The following is a 17,787-nucleotide window of genomic DNA, read 5'->3' on the forward strand; positions in this document are numbered from 1 at the left end:
AGTCTACGCGTGCGTGAAGAACGACGCGTCGACGTCGCCCTCGGCCTCGCCGGCCTCCCCGGAGACCACGACGTGCGCCGGCGAGAGCAGGAACACCTTGCTCGTCACGCGCTCGATCTTGCCGTAGAGGCCCTGCGAGAGGCCGCTCGCGAAGTCGATGAGGCGGCGCGCCTCGGCGTCGGACATCTGGGACAGGTTGATGATCACCGGCACGCCCTCGCGGAAGGACTCGGCGATCACCTGGGCGTCGCGGTACTGGCGCGGGTGCACCGTGAGGATCTCGTTCATCTCCGCCTGCGGTGGTGTCGTCGGTTGGATGTGCTGCTTCCTGAGCGGTGTCACCGCGGCCCCGGTCTTGGGCGCCGGGGCGGGCGCGGCGTGCACGATGGGCGCCGGCGCTGCCGCCGTCTGCGGCGTCTCGGCCTCGAGCTCCTCGTCGGCGAGTCCGAGGTAGACCATGGTCTTCTTGAGCGGGTTGGACATCGCTGCCTCCGTCAGTGGTTCCGTGGTTCCGAGGCTAGCCCGGGGTCGGGCGTTCCCCCGTGATTGCCGTGCCGATCCGAAGGTGTGTCGCACCCTCCAAGATCGCGTCGCGATAGTCGTGCGACATCCCCATGGACAGTGCGGTCGCCTCGGGTGCGAGGGTGCGGACGCGCTCGGACATGGCGCGCACGCGCGCGAACGCCGGCCTGGCCTCCTCGCCCAGGGGCGCGACCGCCATGAGGCCGAGCAGGCGCAGGCCGGGCGTGCCCACCACGTGCTCGACGAGCGGCTCGAGCGCGTCGGGGTCGACACCGCCGCGACCGGGGTCGTCGGTGAGGTTGACCTGGACGAAGCAGTCGACGGCTGACTCCTCGGAGCGCAGCGCGTCCACGAGCGACGTGCGATCGACCGAGTGGATGACGGACGCGTAGACACGGACCTGCCTGGCCTTCTTGCCCTGCAGCTGACCGACGAAGTGCCAGGTCAGACCGACGTCGGCGAGTTCGCGGGCCTTGGCCTGCGCCTCCTGGTGGCGGTTCTCGCCCACGTCGGTGACGCCCAGCGCGGCGAGCTCGCGGATGAGCGAGACCGGCTGGAACTTGGTGACGACGACGGTCGTGATCTCGTCGGCGTCCCGCCCGGCCGTCGACGCGGCATCCGCGATGCCCGACCGCACGGAGGCGAGCCGGGAGGCGAGCCCGCTCACGCGGCTCGCCTCCGGGCGTGGCCCCGCGGACTCACTTGAGGAAGTCGGGGATGTCGAGGTCGTCGGAGTCGTCGCCGAACGCGGGGTCGGAGACGATCTGGTCGGCCGTGCTGCTGGTCGCCTCGCCCCAGTTGGCCGTCTCGACGAGCTCCTCGATGTCGATCTCGGCGAGGGCCTCGCCCGAGTCGGCGCCGGCCAGCGCGCTGCCGAAGCCGGCGCCCCCGCCCGCGACGGCGCCGACGGCCGCGGGGACGACCGACGGCTTCTTCACCTCGACCGGCTTGGGCATCGGGTCGCCGCCGTCGAAGCCCGCGGCGATCACCGTCACGCGGACCTCGTCGCCGAGGGTGTCGTCGATGACCGCGCCGAAGATGATGTTGGCCTCGGGATGCACGGCCTCCTGCACGAGCCGCGCGGCGTCGTTGATCTCGAAGATGCCGAGGTTGGAGCCGCCCTGGATCGAGAGCAGCACGCCGTGCGCGCCGTCGATGGACGCCTCGAGCAACGGGCTCGCGACGGCGAGCTCGGCGGCCTTGATCGCGCGGTCGGCGCCGCGCGATGAGCCGATGCCCATGAGGGCGGAGCCCGCTCCCTGCATCACCGACTTGACGTCGGCGAAGTCGAGGTTGATCAGGCCCGGCGTCGTGATGAGGTCGGTGATGCCCTGGACACCGGCGAGCAGCACCTGGTCGGCCGTCGCGAAGGCCTCGAGCATCGAGATGCCGCGGTCGCTGATCTCGAGCAGGCGGTCGTTCGGCACCACGATGAGGGTGTCGACCTCCTCCTTCAGTCGCGCGACTCCCTGCTCGGCCTGGGTCTGGCGCCGCTTGCCCTCGAAGCTGAACGGCTTGGTGACCACGCCGATCGTCAGCGCGCCGATCGACTTGGCGATGCGCGCGACCACGGGGGCGCCACCGGTGCCGGTGCCGCCGCCCTCGCCCGCGGTCACGAAGACCATGTCGGCGCCGGCGAGCGCCTCCTCGATCTCCTCCGCGTGGTCCTCGGCGGCGCGCCGGCCGACCTCGGGGTCGGCGCCGGCGCCGAGGCCGCGGGTGAGGTCGCGGCCGACGTCGAGCTTGACGTCGGCGTCGGACATCAGCAGCGCCTGGGCGTCGGTGTTGATGGCGATGAACTCGACCCCGCGCAGGCCGAGCTCGATCATGCGGTTCACGGCGTTGACGCCGCCCCCGCCGATGCCGACCACCTTGATGACGGCGAGGTAGTTCTGGTTTGTCGACATGTCCGGCCCTCTCTGCGAACTCTGAACCTTGAACCTCTAGTCGAAGGTTAAAGATTTGCCGAGTATGCAATTCCTGAGTCGAAGGTAGGTGCCCGTGGGCGGGCACGCGGCAAGGCGACTCCGCGTGTCGCGATCCGGTGAGCGGATGGCGCGCCGCGACATCCGCTCAGTTCACTGCGTCACGGGGCTGAGCGGCGCCGACACGTCGTACCGCCCCACCGTGTCGGGCGGCGCGGCGGCCATGAGCTTCACGAGCACGGTCGACTTCAGGGCGGAGTCCTCCGCACTCCCCCACGCCACGCTCGCACCCTCCGCGAGTTCCAGCCGCACGTCGTCCGGGGTCTCCGCCGTGACCGACGCGACCCGCGCGAGGAGGTCGGCCGGCAGGCTCCGCAGGACGGCACCGACCGACTCGAACGCGTCTCCGGCGACGCCTCCGTCGACCGTGATGAGCGGCAGCGCCTCGGGTCGCTCCTCGTACCGCTCGATGACCACGCCGGCCGCGTCGATCGCCGTGTAGCCCGAGGATCCCTCCACCACGCCGACCGGCGTGCGCTCGACGATGCGGACGACGAGCGTGCCCGGGGGCACGGTCTCGGTCGAGTACGTCTCGATGAGCGGGAACCCGGAGAGCGTCTCCTGCACTTCGTCGGCCGCGATGAGCGGCAGCGGCGTGCCGAGCCGGTCGTCGAACGCGGTGCGGACGTCGGCGGCGGGGATGCGGGCGGTGCCCTCGACGCGCACCTCGCGGAGCGCCATGAGGGGCGAGTACGCGGCGGCCACGGCCAGGACGGCGAGACCGACCACCGAGGCGATCCCCGTGATCCAGGCGATCCGGCGCATGCGGCTCCGCCTGGTGAATCGCCGCACCTCCTGCCGTTCGTACCGGCGGCGCTCCCGCTCGGCGGCCGCCAGCGCGCGCCGCGCCGCGCGGTCGTCGGCCTGCGGGTTCCCGTCGCGACGGTCGGGCGCTCCGGATGCCGCGGCGGAGGCACCGGGGGCGACGACGGTCGTGGCGTCGGCCGCCGGGCGGGCGTCGTCGGGCGCGACCAGGTCGCCCACGGGCAGCCGCAGGGGCTCGGTCAGCGTGCGGTCGCGGCCCTCGGCCGCCCGGGAGTCGCCGGCGGCCAGGACCGGCTGCCGACGGCTGCGCGCGCCGCGGTCGCCGTCTCCGTCGGGACGCACGGCCGCGGAAGAGGACGACGTGGCCGGCGTCCGCGCGGTCCGCGCGCGATCGAACCCCTGCGGCCGCTTCACGTCGCCCCGTTCAGCCGCGCCGCTCGCGCTCGAGCGAACCGAGGATCTGCGGCACGATCCGGTAGACGTCGCCGCAGCCGAGCGTGATGACGAAGTCGCCGGGACGTGCGATGCGCGCGGTGTGGTCGGCCGCGTCCTGCCAGTCGGCGATGAACGCCACGTGCTCGGGGTCGGCGAACCGCTCGCTGACGAGCGCGCCCGTCACGCCCGGCTCGGGATCCTCGCGCGCACCGTAGACGTCGAGCACGACCGTCTCGTCGGCGTACTGCTCCAGCACGTCGGCGAACTCCTTGGCGAAGAGCCGGGTCCGGCTGTAGAGGTGCGGCTGGTGCACCGCGATGATCCGCCCGTCGCCCACGACGGTCCGCGCAGCGGACAGCGCCGCCGCGACCTCGGTCGGGTGGTGCGCGTAGTCGTCGTAGACGCTCACGCCGTCGACCGTGCCGTGCAGTTCGAACCGGCGACCGGTGCCCGCGAACCGGGCGATGCCGTCGAGGGCGCCCTGCGGGTCGAAGCCGAGCCCGACGAGGACCGCGAACGCACCGGCCGCGTTGATCGCGTTGTGCCGCCCGGGGATGCGCAGCTGCGCGGCGTACTCGCCGCCCTCGTACGAGAGCGAGAACGCCACAGGACCCTCGGTCCTGATCGAGTGCACGCGCACCGTGGCATCCTGCGCCTCGCCGAACGTCATGACGCGCTCGTGCGAGAGCCGCGCACGCACGCGCGTCGCACCCGGGTCGTCGGAGGAGATGACGACGAGCTCTCGCGCACGGTCGGCGAAGTCGACGAACGCCTGCTCGAAGGCGTCGAGCGACCCGTAGTGGTCGAGGTGATCGGGGTCGACGTTCGTGACGAGCGCGACCGAGGTGTCGTACAGCAGGAACGAGCCGTCGGACTCGTCGGCCTCGACGACGAACAGCTCGCCCGAGCCCGATGCCGAGCTCACGCCGAGCTCCTCGATGACGCCGCCGTTGACGAAGCTCGGGTCTTCGCCGAGCGCGAGCAGGCCCGTGATGATCATGCCCGTCGAGGTCGTCTTGCCGTGCGCACCGGCGACGGACACGAGCCGCCGGCCGGCGATCACCGAGGCGAGCGCCTGCGAGCGGTGCAGCACCGGGATGCCGCGCGAGAGCGCCAGCCGGTACTCGGGGTTGTCCTGCCAGAGCGCACCGGTGACCACCACCGTGTCGACGTCGTCGGGGAGGTTCTCGGCGGCGTGCCCGATCGCGATGGTCGCGCCCAGGGCGCGGAGCGCGGCGATGTTGTCGGACTCGCGCACGTCGGAGCCGGTGACCCGGTGGCCCGCGCCGAGCACGAGTCGCGCGATCCCGCTCATGCCCGATCCCCCGATGCCGACGAAGTGCACGGCGCCGAGGTCGGCGGGGATCGGGGTCGAGAGGTCGGGCTTGATCGTCACGGTGTCGCGGAGCTTCCTGGTCGGGTGTTCGGTGGGTTCAACGTTACGCGCCCGCGCGGGGAGCGCCGCCCTCGGGGCGCAGCGCGGCGTCGATCAGCGCGACCGTCCGGTCGGTCCCGTCGAGCGCGCCGACGGATGCCGCGGCCTGCGCCATCGCGGCGAGGCGCCCCCGGTCCGCGAGCAGCGGCACGAGCTCGCGATCCACCCACGCGGGCAGGAACGCGGCGTCGTCGACGAGGATGCCGCCGCCGGCGCCGACCACGTCGGCGGCGTTGAAGCGCTGCTCGCCGTTGCCCACGGGATACGGCACGTAGACGGCGGGGATGCCGAGCGCGGCGAGCTCGCTCACGGTCGCGGCACCCGCGCGCGAGACGGCGGCGTCGGCGATCGCGAGCGCGAGGTCCATGCGGTCGGCGTACTCCACCATGCGGTAGTCGGGCAGGCCGGGGTCGTCGACCTCGGACTTCGCGCCGGTGACGTGCAGCACCTGCCATCCGGTCGCGACCAGGGCGGCGGCGCACTCGACCATCGTGCGGTTGATCCGTCGTGCCCCGAGGGATCCCCCGGTCGCGAGCAGCACCGGACGTGCCGGGTCGAGCTCGAACAGCGCGGCCGCCTCGTCGCGACGCGCCGTGCGGTCGAGCGTCTCGATCTCGCGGCGGAGCGGCATGCCGACGAACTCGGCGCGCGGAAGCGGCGTGCCGTGGAAGGCCACTCCGACGCGCGCGGCGAAGCGGGCGCCGAGCCGGTTCGCCAGGCCCGGCCTGGCGTTCGCCTCGTGGATGACGACCGGGACGCCCGCCCGTCGCGCGGCGAGGTACGCGGGCGTCGCGACGTACCCGCCGAACCCGACGACCGCGTCGACCTTGCGCTCGGCGATCATCGCGGCGACCTCGGCGATCGATCGCCGGAAGCGCGAGGGGAAGCGGAGCGCGGCGCCGTTCGGCCGCCGCGGGAACGGCACCTTCTCGATCGTGAGCAGCTCGTAGCCGCGCGCGGGGACCAGGCGCGCCTCGAGCCCCTCGGCCGTGCCCAGCACGAGCACCCGGGCCTGCGGGTCCCGCTCGCGCAGCCGGTCGGCGACCGCGAGGAGCGGATTGACGTGGCCGGCGGTGCCACCGCCGGCGAGCAGGTACGTGGTCATCGCGCGCGGGCCGCCCGTGCCGCGCGTCGCTGCTCGGAGCGCGCGGCGGCTCGCGCGGGAGCCTCGGGGTCGCGGGCGACCGAGAGGACGACGCCGATGGCGAACAGGGTGGTCAGCAGCGCGGTGCCGCCCGCCGAGACGAGCGGCAGCGGGACGCCGAGGACGGGGAAGACGCCGAGCACGACACCGATATTGACACATGCCTGGCCGACGACCCACACGAGCACCGCGGCCGCGACCGTCCGTCCGAACGGCGTGGAGGCGTTGCGGAGCACGCGAGCCAGTGCGATCGCGAGCACGACGAACAGCCCGATCACCACGACCGCCCCGATGAGGCCGAGCTCCTCGCCGATGATCGCGAAGATGAAGTCGTTGTCGGCCGCGGGCAGCCACGACCACTTCGCCGCCGAGTTGCCGAGGCCGACGCCGAAGATCCCGCCGTTCGCGAGCGCGAACGTGCCGTGCTGGATCTGCCAGCAGTCGGCCGTGTCGTACCGCGTGCAGTGCTCCTGCAGGAACGCGGTGATGCGCCGCATCCGGTTCTCGCTCGAGATCGCCACGAGCCAGAACGCGATCGCGCCGACGACGAGCGGGATGACCAGCAGGCGCAGCCGCACGCCGATGAGGAACAGCGTGCCGAGCAGCATCGCCGCCATGACCATGACCGTTCCCAGGTCGCCGCCGAGCAGGACCAGCCCGATCGCTCCCCCGCCGACCAGCAGGATCGGCATGATGCCCTGGCCGAACTCGTGCAGGTGGTCCTGCTTCTTCGTCACGATGAGGCCGAGCCAGAGGACGAGGGCGACCTTGATGAGCTCGGACGGCTGGAACTGGATCGGACCGAGTCGGAGCCAGTTCGTGTTGCCGCCGACCTCGACGCCCAGCGGCGTGGCGACGACGAGCAGCTGCAGCACGCACGCCACGCCGAGCACGAGCCAGGCGATGCGCATCCAGAACCCCTCGGGCATCCGGCCGGCCAGCAGCATCACGGGCACGCCGACGAGCGCGTACGTGGCCTGCTGCATGGCGCGCGACGTGAAGTCGCCGTCGTTCTCCAGGCCCGACTCCACGATCGACGAGGAGAGCACCATGATGAGGCCGAGCAGGACGAGGAAGACCGTCGTACCGAGCAGGAGGAAGTAGTCCTTCGACTCCGGCCGGAACGCGCCGAGCCGGATCCGGGCGGCCAGGCCCGAGGGCTCAGCGGCCTTCGGCGGGCGGCTCGTCCGAGGCGGGCTCGTCATGCGCCTCCCCTCCGAGCCGTTCGCGGACGGCGTCGTGGAAGCGCCGTCCGCGGTCGGCGTAGTCCGCGAACTGGTCCATCGATGCCGCCGCCGGCGCGAGGAGCACGGTGTCGCCGTCCTCCGCGACGGAGGCCGCGAGGGCGACCGCGTCGGGCATCACGCTCTCAGTGTCATCCGTGACCACCTCGAGGAGGGGCAGGTCGGGCGCGTGTCGGCGGAACGCCTCGACGAGCGCCGCGCGGTCGCGGCCGATGACGATCGCGGCCCGCAGCCGAGGCACGTGCCGGGCCACGAGCGCGTCGGCGTCGACGCCCTTGAGCAGGCCGCCCACGATCCACACGACCCGGCCGAACGCGCGCAACGAGGCCTCGGCCGCGTGCGGGTTGGTCGCCTTCGAGTCGTCGATCCAGCGGATGCCGCCGGCCACCGCCACGGTCTCGATCCGGTGCGCGTCGAGCCGGAAGGTCGCGAGCGCGTCGTGGATGACGCCGACCGGCACGTCGTACGAGCGCGCGAGCGCCGACGCGGCGAGGATGTTGGCCACGATGTGCGGCACCGCGAGGCCGAGCGGCTCGAGCTCGTCGAGCGTCGTGAGCTCGAGCGCGGCCGTGCGGCGCTCCTCGAGGAACGCGCGGTCGCACAGGATGCCGTCGACGACGCCGAAGTCGCTCGGTCCGGGCGTGTCCAGCCCGAAGCCGATCGCGCGGGCGCCCTCCTCGACCTCGGCCTCCTCGACCATCGCGCGGGTCGCCTCATCGGCGCGGTTGTAGACGCACGCCACCTTCGTGTTGGCGTAGACCTTGCCCTTCGCCTCACGGTACGCATCGGCCGAGCCGTGCCAGTCGAGGTGGTCGTCGGCGAGGTTCAGGCACACGCTCGAGTACGGATGGACGGCGCCGGGGCCGGCGGTCGGCAGATGATGCAGCTGGAAGCTCGAGAGCTCGACGACGAGCACGTCGTACCCGATCGGGTCGCGCACGGCGTCGAGCACGGGCACGCCGATGTTGCCGCACGGCGCCACCCGCACGCCGTTCGCGGCGATCAGCGTGGCCGCGAGCTGCACCGTGGTCGTCTTGCCGTTCGTGCCGGTCACGAGCATCCACTCGGACGCCCGCACCTTGTCGCGCACGCGCCAGGCGAGTTCGATGTCGCCCCACACGGCGATGCCCCGTTCGGCGGCCCACGCGAGCACCGGGTGGTCGGGACGGAATCCCGGCGAGACGACGATGAGCTCGGGGTCGGATGCCGCGAGCTCGTCGGGCACGACGTCGAGCGGCTGCACGACGAAGCCCACGCCGATCACCTCGAGGATGCGAGCACGGTCGACGTCGGGGTCGCGTGCGTACACCGTGACCGCCGCGCCGAGCTCGGCGAGCGTGTCGGCGACGGCGAACCCCGTGACGCCGAGGCCGAGCACGGCGACGCGCAGCCCGCGCCATCCCTCGGCATGCCAGCTGGTCAGGCCGTCGAGGCGCCCGGCGGGCGGTGCGTCGTCGGTCAACTCTGCAGCCATTCGAAGTAGAACGCGCCGACGCCCGCGGCCACGAACAGGCCCGCGATGATCCAGAAGCGCACGACGATCGTGACCTCGGCCCAGCCCTTCAGCTCGAAGTGGTGGTGGATCGGGCTCATGAGGAAGATCCGCTTGCCGCCGGTGACCCGGAAGTACGCGCGCTGCACGATCACCGAGCCGGCCTCGATCACGAACAGGCCGCCGAGCAGCAGCAGGAGCAGCTCGGTCTGGCTCGTGACCGCCAGTGCTGCGAGCGCGCCGCCGAGCGCGAGGGACCCCGTGTCGCCCATGTAGATGTGCGCGGGATTGGTGTTCCACCAGAGGAAGCCGACGACGGCGCCGACGATCGCGGTGGCCACGATCGCCAGGTCGAGCGGGTCGCGGACGTCGTAGCTGCGGTAGAGGTCGTCGGGATTCAGGTTCTCGCTGAACCGCGACTGGTTGAACTGCCAGAAGCCGATGATGATGAACGAGCCGATCGCGAGGATCGACGCGCCCGAGGCCAGGCCGTCGAGGCCGTCGGTGACGTTGACGCCGTTCGAGGCGGCGGCCGCGATCAACACGATCCACACGACGTACGCGATGATGCCGACGATCGAGCCGAGCACCATGAAGTCGAGGGGCAGATCCCGGATGAACGAGATCTTCGTCGTCGCGGGCGTCGCGCCCTCCTCGTTCGGGAACTGCAGCGCCAGCAGTGCGAACGCCGCGGCCACGATCGTCTGCCCGGCGATCTTCGCCCAGCCGCCGAGGCCGAGGCTCTGCTTCTTCCGCGTCTTCAGGAAGTCGTCGATGAAGCCCACGAGGCCGAGGCCGACCATCATGAACAGCACGAGCAGGCCGGAGGCCGTCGGGCCGTCGCCGATCAGCAGCGTCGCCGAGAAGTACCCGAACAACGTGCCCAGGATGAAGATGATGCCGCCCATCGTGGGCGTGCCGCGCTTGACGTGATGCGTCTTCGGGCCGTCGTCGCGGATGAACTGGCCCCAGCCGAGCCTCGTGAACAGCCGGATGAACAGCGGGGTCAGGAAGAGCGTGAAGGAGAGCGACAAGGCTCCGGCGGTCAGAAGTGCTCTCACTCGAACCATTCTCCCAGTCGGTCGCCGAGGTGACGGAGGCCCGCCGAGTTCGACGATTTCACGAGCACGGTGTCGCCGGGCCGCGCCGACGCGGTCACGAGGTCGAAGGCCTCGTCGGCCGTGTCGACGTACGCGGACTCGCCGTCCCACGACCCCTCGTTGATCGCGGTGATGTGCAGGCGCCGCGCGCCCTCCCCCACCACGACCAGCTGCGAGACCCCGAGCCGCACGGCGAGCAGCCCGATGCGATCGTGCTCCTCACCCGAGAACTCGCCGAGCTCGCTCATCTCGCCGAGCACCGCGATCGTGCGCCCCTCGGGTCGCCTCACCTGCGCGAGCGTCTTGAGCGCGGCCGCGACGGAGTCGGGGCTGGCGTTGTAGGCGTCGTTGATGACCGTGATGTCGTCGCGCCCGCCCATCACCTGCATGCGCCACTGCTCGGCCAGCGTCACGCGCTCGAGGCCCGCCACGATGGTCGCCAGCGGCACGCCGAGCTCACGTGCCGCCGCGATCGCGGCGAGGGCGTTCATCACGTGGTGCTCGCCGAGCACCGAGAAGCGCACGTGCGCCGATTCCCCGCCGGGCACCGTCACCGTGAACTCGGTGCCTCGGGCGTGCACCACGACGTCGGTCGCCCGCACGTCGGCGCGCTCGCCGAGCCCGAACCACACCACGCGCGCGGCGGTCACGTCGGCCATGGGCACGACGCGCGGGTCGTCGGCGTTCAGCACCGCCACGTCGGTCGGCAGCAGGTCGGTCACCATCTCGGACTTGGCCTGCACGGTCTTCTCGATGCCGCCGAACTCGCCGGCGTGGGCCAGGCCGACCTTGAGGACGATGCCGACGTCGGGGCGGGCCATCCGGATCAGGCGCGCGATCTCGCCGACGCCCGAGGCGCCCATCTCGGCGACCAGGTACTCGGTCTGCTCGGTGAGCTCGAGCATGGTCGTCGGCGCGCCGACCTCGTTGTTGTAGCTCTTGCGGGCCGCGACCGTCGGGCCGACCTGCTCGAGCACCGTACGCAGCAGGTTCTTGGTGGTGGTCTTGCCGTTCGACCCGGTCACGCCGACGATCCGAAGGCGCCCGAGGGCGCGGACGCGCCGCACGACCTCGGTCGCGAGCGCCCCGAGCGCGTCGACCGAATCCGCCACGACGACCTGCGGCACCGGCAGGTCGAGCGGTCGCTCGACGACGAGCAGCGCCGCGCCGCGCTCGACGGCGCCGGACGCGAAGCGGTGCCCGTCGTCGAACTCGCCGCGCTTGGCCACGAAGACCCCGCCGGGGACGACCTCGCGCGAGTCGGTCGTGACGGGACCGTCGACGATCGTCGCGCCCGTGGCATCCGTGCCGCTCGGCTCGAGCCGTCCGGCGGTCGCCGCCACGATCTCCTCCAGCGTCAGCGCGATCATTCGAGCCACCCCGCTTCCTGCAGTGCCAGCCGGGCGTCGTCCCGTGCCGAGTACGGATGCTTCACGCCCGCGACCTCCTGGTAGTCCTCGTGACCCGGCCCCGCGTAGAGCACCGCATCGCCCTCGCCTGCGAGGGCGAGGGCCTGCCGGAACGCGGCGCGCGGATCGGGGACCTCGTGGATCTCCCGGTCGGGAACCGCGGCGCGGGCACCCGCGATGAGCGCCGCGCGGATCGCGGCCGGATCCTCCCAGCGCGGGTGGAAGTCGGTGACGACGAGCGAGTCCGCGCCGCGCGCGGCGATCGCGCCCATGTCGGCGCGCTTGGTCGTGTCGCGGTCGCCGTCGGCGCCGAACACCATCACGATGCGCCCGTCGGTCGTGCGACGGATGGCGTCGAGCGTCTGCCGGAACGCGTCGGGCGTGTGCCCGTAGTCGATGTAGACCACGGGGCCGCGCTCGCCCGAGACCCGCTCGGCCCGCCCGGGGATGTACGCGTCGATGCCGTGCTCGGCGACCGCGCGCGCGATGAGGTCGAGGTCGTGGCCCGCCTCGACGAGCATCACGATGGCGAGTGCGGCGTTCGCGGCCATGAAGTGGCCGATGAGCGGCACGCGGGTCTCGAGCGTGCGGCCGTCGGGAGCGGCCAGGCGGAACGCGGTGTGCGTCGGCGTCTCCTCGAGCAGTGTCATCGTCCAGTCGGCGTCGGCGTCGGCGTCGGCGCCGGGATCGGTCGCGAGGGTGGTGACCGGGATGCGGGACTCGGCGACGAGACGCCGGCCCCACTCCGAGTCGACCGTCACGACGCCGCGACGTGCCCGCTCAGGCGTGAACAGCTCGCGCTTGGCGTCGAAGTACTCCTCCATCGACACGTAGTCGTCGAGGTGGTCGTGCGAGAGGTTCGTGAAGCCCACGACGTCGAACACCAGCCCGTCGACGCGGTGCCGGCTGAGAGCCTGCGCCGAGACCTCGATGCCCACGGCGCGCACGTCGACCTCGCGCATGCGTGCGAGCAGTGCGTGCAGCTCGCTCGCCTCGGGCGTCGTGAGCGAGCTCGTGACGGCCTCGTCGCCGATCCGACGCTCGGCCGTCGAGGTGAGCCCCGCGGTGACCCCGAGCTGGCGCAGGACGGCGAAGAGCAGGTAGACGACGCTCGTCTTCCCGTTCGTCCCCGTGACGCCGAGGAGCGCCGCCGGGTTCTCCGCAGTGCGATGGATCCAGGCCGCGACCTCGCCGAGCGCCGCACGCGCGTCGGGCGTGACGAGCACCGGTAGGCCCGAGCCGGCGGCGTGCTCGGCGCCCGCGGCATCCGTCAGCACGGCGACGGCGCCGTTCTCGGCCGCCTGGGCCGCGAACTCCGCGCCGTGCGCGTTGCGACCGGGGACACCGACGTAGAGGTCGCCGCCCTGGACCGCCCCGGAGGCGATGGCGACGCCCGTCACGTCGATCTCGTCGATCCCGCCGCGCACCTCGAATCCGAACGCCTCCGCAAGGCTGCGGAGCGATCGAGGACCGGGATGCTGCGGCCGGAGTGCCGTGGGAGGCGTTCCGGTCACGAACCCAACTTTCTACCAGGTGGCTGGCAATTCGGGCGCCGGGGCGCCGGATGGAACCGTCCGATACGTCTTCAGCACCTGGCTCATCACCTGTTGGAAGACGGGAGCCGAGGCGGCGGACGAGTTCATCTTAACGGGGTCCATGATGCTGACCGAAACGACGAACTCGGGGTCATCGGCCGGAGCGAAGCCCGATACCGACACCAGGTGGCCCGCCTGGTACCCGCCGTTGCCGTCCGAGACCTGGGCCGTTCCGGTCTTCGCGGCGACCCGGTACCCCGGGATCTCCCACTTGTCGGCCAGCCAGCCCTCGAGGTAGACGCGCTCGAGCATCTGCGCCGTCTCGTCGGCGGCCTTCTCGGAGACCACGCGGTGCCCCTCGGTCGACGCCGCCTGCGTCACCGTGCCGTCCGGCCGGTGGCACCCGTCGACGAGCGTCACCGGCATGCGGACCCCGCCGTTGGCCAGGGTCTGGTACACGCTTGCGATCTGGATGGCGGTCGTCGTCAGGCCCTGGCCGAACATCGTGGCGTACTTCGTCTGGTTGTCCCAGGCGCCGGGGCCGCCGTGGAGGTCGCCGGCGGCCTCGCCGGCGAACCCGACCTCGGTCGTCTCGCCGAGACCGAAGTCGAGCATGTCCTCGTAGCGCTGCTCGTCGCTCACCCGCTCGCCGAACAGCGACATGGCGGTGTTCGAGGAGTCGACGAGCATCCCGGTCATCGTGTAGTTGGTCGGCCCGTGGAAGAAGCTGTCGTTGATGTCGGCACCGTTGGGTGGCCGGTAGCGGTAGTCGGCCGTCACGCCGCTCGTCGGGTCGCCCTTGCCCGCGTCGATGACGGATGCGGACGTGAGCGCCTTGAACGTCGATCCCGGCTCGAACGGCGCGGTGAACGCGCGCGAGCCGCGGTCGTCGGCCTCCGTCGCCGACGGCGCGTTGGGATCGACGGTGGGCACGTCGGCGATCGCGAGGAGCCGGCCCGTCTTCGCCTCCATGACCGTCACGGTGGCCCACTGCGCGCCGGTGGCCTGGACCTGTTCGGCAGCGACCCGCTGCACGAAGTACTGCAGGTCGGCGTCGATGGTCAGCTGGAGGTCGCCGCCGTCGCGCGCCTCGGTGTGCACCTGCTCGGAGCCCGGGATCGCGACCCAGTCCTTGAGGCTGTGCAGGTAGCTCATCTCGCCGTCCTCGGCCGCCAGGCAGGAGTCCTCCGAGAACTCCAGCCCGGCGAGCGGGTCGCCGTCGTCGCCGACGAAGCCCAGCAGGTTGCCTGCGACCGCGCCGTTCGGGTAGCGACGGCTCGGGTGCTCGTACGGCACCACCCACGGGATGTCGAGTGCCTTGACCTGCTCGTACGCCTCGGTGTCGACGAGCTTCGCCACGTAGGCGAAGTCGGAGTCGGGATCGGACTCGAGCGACGCGTCGATGACCGAGCGGAGCTCCTCGGCGGACCGGCCGATCACGGCGCCGAGCTCGGCGAGCACCTGCTCGAGCGGCACCTCGACCTCGAGGCGCTTCGACGGATCGGCGGGATCGGGCTCCTCCCGGACCACCGGTCCGAGCAGCGCCTGCTTCGGCGAGAGGGCGATGTCGTAGCGCATCACGCTCTCGGCGAGCACCGTGCCGGTCGCGTCGAGGATCGCGCCGCGCTCGCCGTGGATCACGCGCGTCTGCGACCGCACGTCCTGGGAGGCGGCGTTGAGCTCGGCCGCCCGCACCACCTGGATGTCGACGAGCCGGACGACGAACCAGCCCACCATGAGGATGAGCGCGAGCGCCGCCGCGATGACGCGGCGCATGGGCCGCCGGCTCATTCGGTTCATCGGCGGGTTCCGCTCCCTTCGCTGCGGTCGTCGTTCGGTGCGTCGTGCTCGATCAGTGGGTGGCGGGAGTCGGGAGGCCGCCTTCGAGCGGCAGCGGTGCGGCGGGCGAACCCTCGGCTGCGGCCGGCTGCTCACCCTCTCCCGCAGTCTCCTCCGCGGCCTGCTCCGTCACGAGCGGCACGCCGTCGATGAGGGCATTCGGCACGAGCGGGGCGGATGACGCGCCCGCCCCGACCGCGGCCGTGGGCTCGCCGAGCACGGCGCCGTCGGACAGGCGCAGGTAGACGGGGTCGGAGTTCGGCACCATGCCGAGCGCCTCGGCGTTGGCGGCGAGGAACTGCGGCGACTCGAGCCGGTCGAGGTCGTCGGCGAGCTTCTGCTCCTCGCGGCGCAGCTCGGCCTGCTTGAGCAACTCGGCGTCGAGCTCGTACGCACCCTGCGTCATCGCGATCGAGAGCAGCAGCTGGACCATGGCGATGATGCCGATGGAGACGAGCGCGACCACGGCGTACGCGAGCCGCGGCCTCGCCCTGCGGACCGCGTCGGGAACGGGCCGGAGGCGTGGCGTGCGCGAGGGCGCCGCTTCGGGCGCGGGACGGCGGGCGGGTCGGGTCTGGGCCGGCAGTGCGCTCACGACGGCCTCCTCACTCGTTCTGCGGCGCGAAGTCGCACCGGCTTGGCACGCGGGTTCTCCGCCTGCTCGGCGTCGCTCGCGAGCTCGGCACCCCTGACGAGGAGCCGGAACTGCGGGCGGTGCTCGGGAAGCTCCATGGGCAACCCGGCGGGTGCCGTGGAGCTCGACGCCGCGGCGAGGACCCGCTTGACGAGCCGGTCCTCGAGCGACTGGTAGGAGAGGACCACCATCCGGCCCTCGACGGCCACGAGGCCGAGCGCGGCGGGCAGCGCGCGCTCGAGCACCGAGAGCTCCTCGTTCACCTCGATGCGCAGGGCCTGGAAGACGCGCTTGGCTGGATGGCCGGCTCGCTGCACCGCGGCCGGCGTGGCCTCGTGCAGCACCTCGACCAGGCGACCGGACCGCGTGATGGGCTCGCGCTCGCGGGCGCGGACGATCGCCCGGGCGTACCGCGCGGCGAGCTTCTCCTCGCCGTAGTCGCGGAAGATCCGGCGCAGCTCCTCCTCGGGGTACTCGGCGATGACCTCGGCCGCGGTACGGCCGCGCGTCGAGTCCATCCGCATGTCGAGCGGCGCATCCTTCGCGTAGGCGAACCCGCGCTCGGCGCGGTCGAGCTGCAGGGACGAGACGCCCAGGTCGAAGAGGATGCCGTGCACCTCATCGAAGCCCTCGCCGCGGACCGCCTCGGCGATGCCGTCGTACACGGTGTGCACGAACCTGGCACGGTCGCCGAACCGGACCAGCCGCTCCCGGGCGATCGCGAGCGCCTCGGTGTCGCGGTCGAGCCCGATGGCGACGACGTCGGGGAACCGCTCGAGCACCGCGGCGGTATGCCCGCCCATGCCGAGCGTGGCATCGACGAACACCGCATCCTCGCGATCGAGCGCCGGTGCGAGCAGCTCGAGCGTGCGCTCGAGCATCACCGGCGTGTGGATCCGTTCGATGTCCATGATGTCTCCCACTCCCGGGTCCTCCGGGTCCCGATCCCCATCCGTTCGTCCTGCTGCGGGGAAGTGCAGCAGGCTCGCACGGCTGGGAGTCGGGGCCCGGGGACTCAGAAGAGTCCGGGGATCACCTCCTCCGCCGTCTCTGCGAAGGCCGCCTCCTGCTCGGCGAGGTAGCTCTGCCACGCCGCCGCATCCCAGATCTCCACCCGCGTTCCCGCGCCGATGACCGTGAGGTCGCGGTCGAGCCCCGCATACGTGCGGAGGTTGGCGGGGATGGTGACCCGATGCTGCTTGTCGGGGGTCTCCGCAGAGGCCCCTGAGAGGAAGACGCGCATGTAATCGCGCGCCTGCTTGCTCGTGACGGGGGCTTGGCGGATCTTCTCGCTCATGCTCTCGAACTCCCGCGCGCTGAACACGTAGATGCAGCGCTCCTGACCTCGCGTGAGCACGAGGCCGTTCGACAGCTCATCCCGGAACTTCGCCGGAAGAATGACGCGGCCTTTCTCATCGAGCTTCGGTTCGTAGCTTCCGAGGAACATCGCGTCACCCCCATCCTCCGGCCAGGAACCAGGTGCTGGCTCCACTTTACTCCACTGTCCTCCACCAGACAACGACATTGGCGTGTTTCCGGCGCTCGTACGTCAGTGGAGGCGCGGATTCCCAGCGATCTCGAAGGTGGAGGGAAGTGGATGGCGTGCGCGCGAGCGCGCACGCGAGGGAACCGTGTCGAGCACCCGCCGGCGACGTCCCCGGGGCCCGCTGCCCAGCGTGACGCGCCAGGTCGCCGCCGGGGCGGCCCGGTGGTGGGAAGTGGAGGGATCGCGTGGGGCGAAGTGGAGGGGCCGCGTGGTGGGAAGTGGAGGAACACGAAGAACGGGCCGATCATCGATCGGCCCGTCAGTCGGTGGTCAGCGCGAGGAGCGCGTCAGTCGCGCCCCTCCTGCCGTCGGTCCCAGCGCTCGTTCAGCCGGTCCATGAAGCCGCCGCGCGGCTTGGCCTGCCGCGGCGCAGTGCCCGACGCTCCGGGCATGCCGGAGACCGGGGAAGCGGACGCCGTGCGCTTGGACGGCGTGATCGCGACGAGCACGCCGACGAACATGAGCGCGAAGCCCAGCACTCCGATGATGAGGATCTGCGACGCGACGCCGCCGATGAGCGCACCCGCGCCCGCCACGGCGAGCAGCACGCCGAGCACGATCGCCCGGTAGTTGGGTCGCCCGCGACCGGCACCTCCGACCGTCGCGACGAAATCCGCGTCGTTCTTGTAGAGGTTCCGCTCCATCTCCTCGAGAAGGCGTTGCTCCTGCTCTGAAAGCGGCATCTCATTCCCCTCATGCTCG

At 71.9% G+C, this 17,787-nt stretch carries 15 protein-coding genes and 1 pseudogene; all 16 read right to left on the reverse strand.

Annotated features, from left to right (window positions below; translation table 11 throughout):
• Positions 1–3: 3 nt before the first annotated feature.
• The 16 genes and pseudogenes from ACZ4TW_RS18465 to ACZ4TW_RS18540 all read right to left on the reverse strand — a co-directional run bounded on the left by ACZ4TW_RS18465 (position 4) and on the right by ACZ4TW_RS18540 (position 17,768).
• A complete protein-coding gene (locus tag ACZ4TW_RS18465; protein WP_465545083.1) occupies positions 4–483 on the reverse strand; it encodes a cell division protein SepF in 480 nt (159 codons plus the stop codon).
• A gap of 34 nt (positions 484–517) precedes the next feature.
• On the reverse strand, positions 518–1,189 hold the full coding sequence (locus ACZ4TW_RS18470; protein WP_465545085.1) for a YggS family pyridoxal phosphate-dependent enzyme: 672 nt from the start codon (positions 1,187–1,189) through the stop codon (positions 518–520).
• A 31-nt stretch (positions 1,190–1,220) separates the two neighbouring features.
• A complete protein-coding gene (ftsZ, locus tag ACZ4TW_RS18475; protein ID WP_465545087.1) occupies positions 1,221–2,429 on the reverse strand; it encodes a cell division protein FtsZ in 1,209 nt (402 codons plus the stop codon).
• A gap of 171 nt (positions 2,430–2,600) precedes the next feature.
• Complete coding sequence (locus ACZ4TW_RS18480; protein ID WP_465545250.1) at positions 2,601–3,614, reverse strand: cell division protein FtsQ/DivIB; 1,014 nt, start codon at positions 3,612–3,614, stop codon at positions 2,601–2,603.
• A gap of 54 nt (positions 3,615–3,668) precedes the next feature.
• Positions 3,669–5,103: pseudogene (gene murC, locus ACZ4TW_RS18485) on the reverse strand (UDP-N-acetylmuramate--L-alanine ligase); the annotation flags it as partial.
• 43 nt (positions 5,104–5,146) lie between these two features.
• Positions 5,147–6,247: an undecaprenyldiphospho-muramoylpentapeptide beta-N-acetylglucosaminyltransferase gene (gene murG / locus ACZ4TW_RS18490; protein WP_465545089.1), complete on the reverse strand. Its 1,101-nt coding sequence runs from the start codon at positions 6,245–6,247 to the stop codon at positions 5,147–5,149.
• Positions 6,244–7,491, reverse strand: coding sequence for a putative lipid II flippase FtsW (ftsW, locus tag ACZ4TW_RS18495; RefSeq protein ID WP_465545091.1), 1,248 nt, complete (start codon positions 7,489–7,491; stop codon positions 6,244–6,246). Before ftsW ends, murG begins: the two co-directional genes overlap by 4 nt.
• On the reverse strand, positions 7,448–9,004 hold the full coding sequence (murD, locus tag ACZ4TW_RS18500; RefSeq protein ID WP_465545093.1) for a UDP-N-acetylmuramoyl-L-alanine--D-glutamate ligase: 1,557 nt from the start codon (positions 9,002–9,004) through the stop codon (positions 7,448–7,450). The genes ftsW and murD overlap by 44 nt, the downstream gene beginning before the upstream one ends.
• Positions 8,989–10,083 carry a phospho-N-acetylmuramoyl-pentapeptide-transferase gene (gene mraY, locus ACZ4TW_RS18505; RefSeq protein ID WP_465545095.1) on the reverse strand — a complete coding sequence of 365 codons (1,095 nt, stop codon included), beginning with the start codon at positions 10,081–10,083 and terminating at the stop codon, positions 8,989–8,991. Before mraY ends, murD begins: the two co-directional genes overlap by 16 nt.
• Positions 10,080–11,492 (reverse strand): UDP-N-acetylmuramoyl-tripeptide--D-alanyl-D-alanine ligase, encoded by a 1,413-nt coding sequence (locus ACZ4TW_RS18510; RefSeq protein WP_465545252.1) that lies wholly within the window; start codon positions 11,490–11,492, stop codon positions 10,080–10,082. The genes mraY and ACZ4TW_RS18510 overlap by 4 nt, the downstream gene beginning before the upstream one ends.
• Positions 11,489–13,045 (reverse strand): Mur ligase family protein, encoded by a 1,557-nt coding sequence (locus ACZ4TW_RS18515; RefSeq protein WP_465545097.1) that lies wholly within the window; start codon positions 13,043–13,045, stop codon positions 11,489–11,491. The genes ACZ4TW_RS18510 and ACZ4TW_RS18515 overlap by 4 nt, the downstream gene beginning before the upstream one ends.
• A gap of 12 nt (positions 13,046–13,057) precedes the next feature.
• Positions 13,058–14,842 carry a peptidoglycan D,D-transpeptidase FtsI family protein gene (locus ACZ4TW_RS18520; protein WP_465545099.1) on the reverse strand — a complete coding sequence of 595 codons (1,785 nt, stop codon included), beginning with the start codon at positions 14,840–14,842 and terminating at the stop codon, positions 13,058–13,060.
• A 76-nt stretch (positions 14,843–14,918) separates the two neighbouring features.
• The gene (gene ftsL, locus ACZ4TW_RS18525) at positions 14,919–15,500 is read right to left on the reverse strand and encodes a cell division protein FtsL (RefSeq protein ID WP_465545101.1); all 582 of its coding nucleotides are present in this window, start codon (positions 15,498–15,500) and stop codon (positions 14,919–14,921) included.
• Entirely contained in the window at positions 15,497–16,450 is a 954-nt protein-coding gene (rsmH, locus tag ACZ4TW_RS18530) for a 16S rRNA (cytosine(1402)-N(4))-methyltransferase RsmH (protein ID WP_465545103.1), read from the reverse strand. Before rsmH ends, ftsL begins: the two co-directional genes overlap by 4 nt.
• A 104-nt stretch (positions 16,451–16,554) precedes the next feature.
• On the reverse strand, positions 16,555–16,986 hold the full coding sequence (mraZ, locus tag ACZ4TW_RS18535; RefSeq protein WP_465545105.1) for a division/cell wall cluster transcriptional repressor MraZ: 432 nt from the start codon (positions 16,984–16,986) through the stop codon (positions 16,555–16,557).
• Positions 16,987–17,372: 386 nt separating this feature from the next.
• Positions 17,373–17,768, reverse strand: coding sequence for a DUF3040 domain-containing protein (locus ACZ4TW_RS18540; protein WP_465545107.1), 396 nt, complete (start codon positions 17,766–17,768; stop codon positions 17,373–17,375).
• Positions 17,769–17,787: the final 19 nt, after the last annotated feature.

This window comes from Agromyces sp. NPDC029043, from assembly GCF_055564615.1.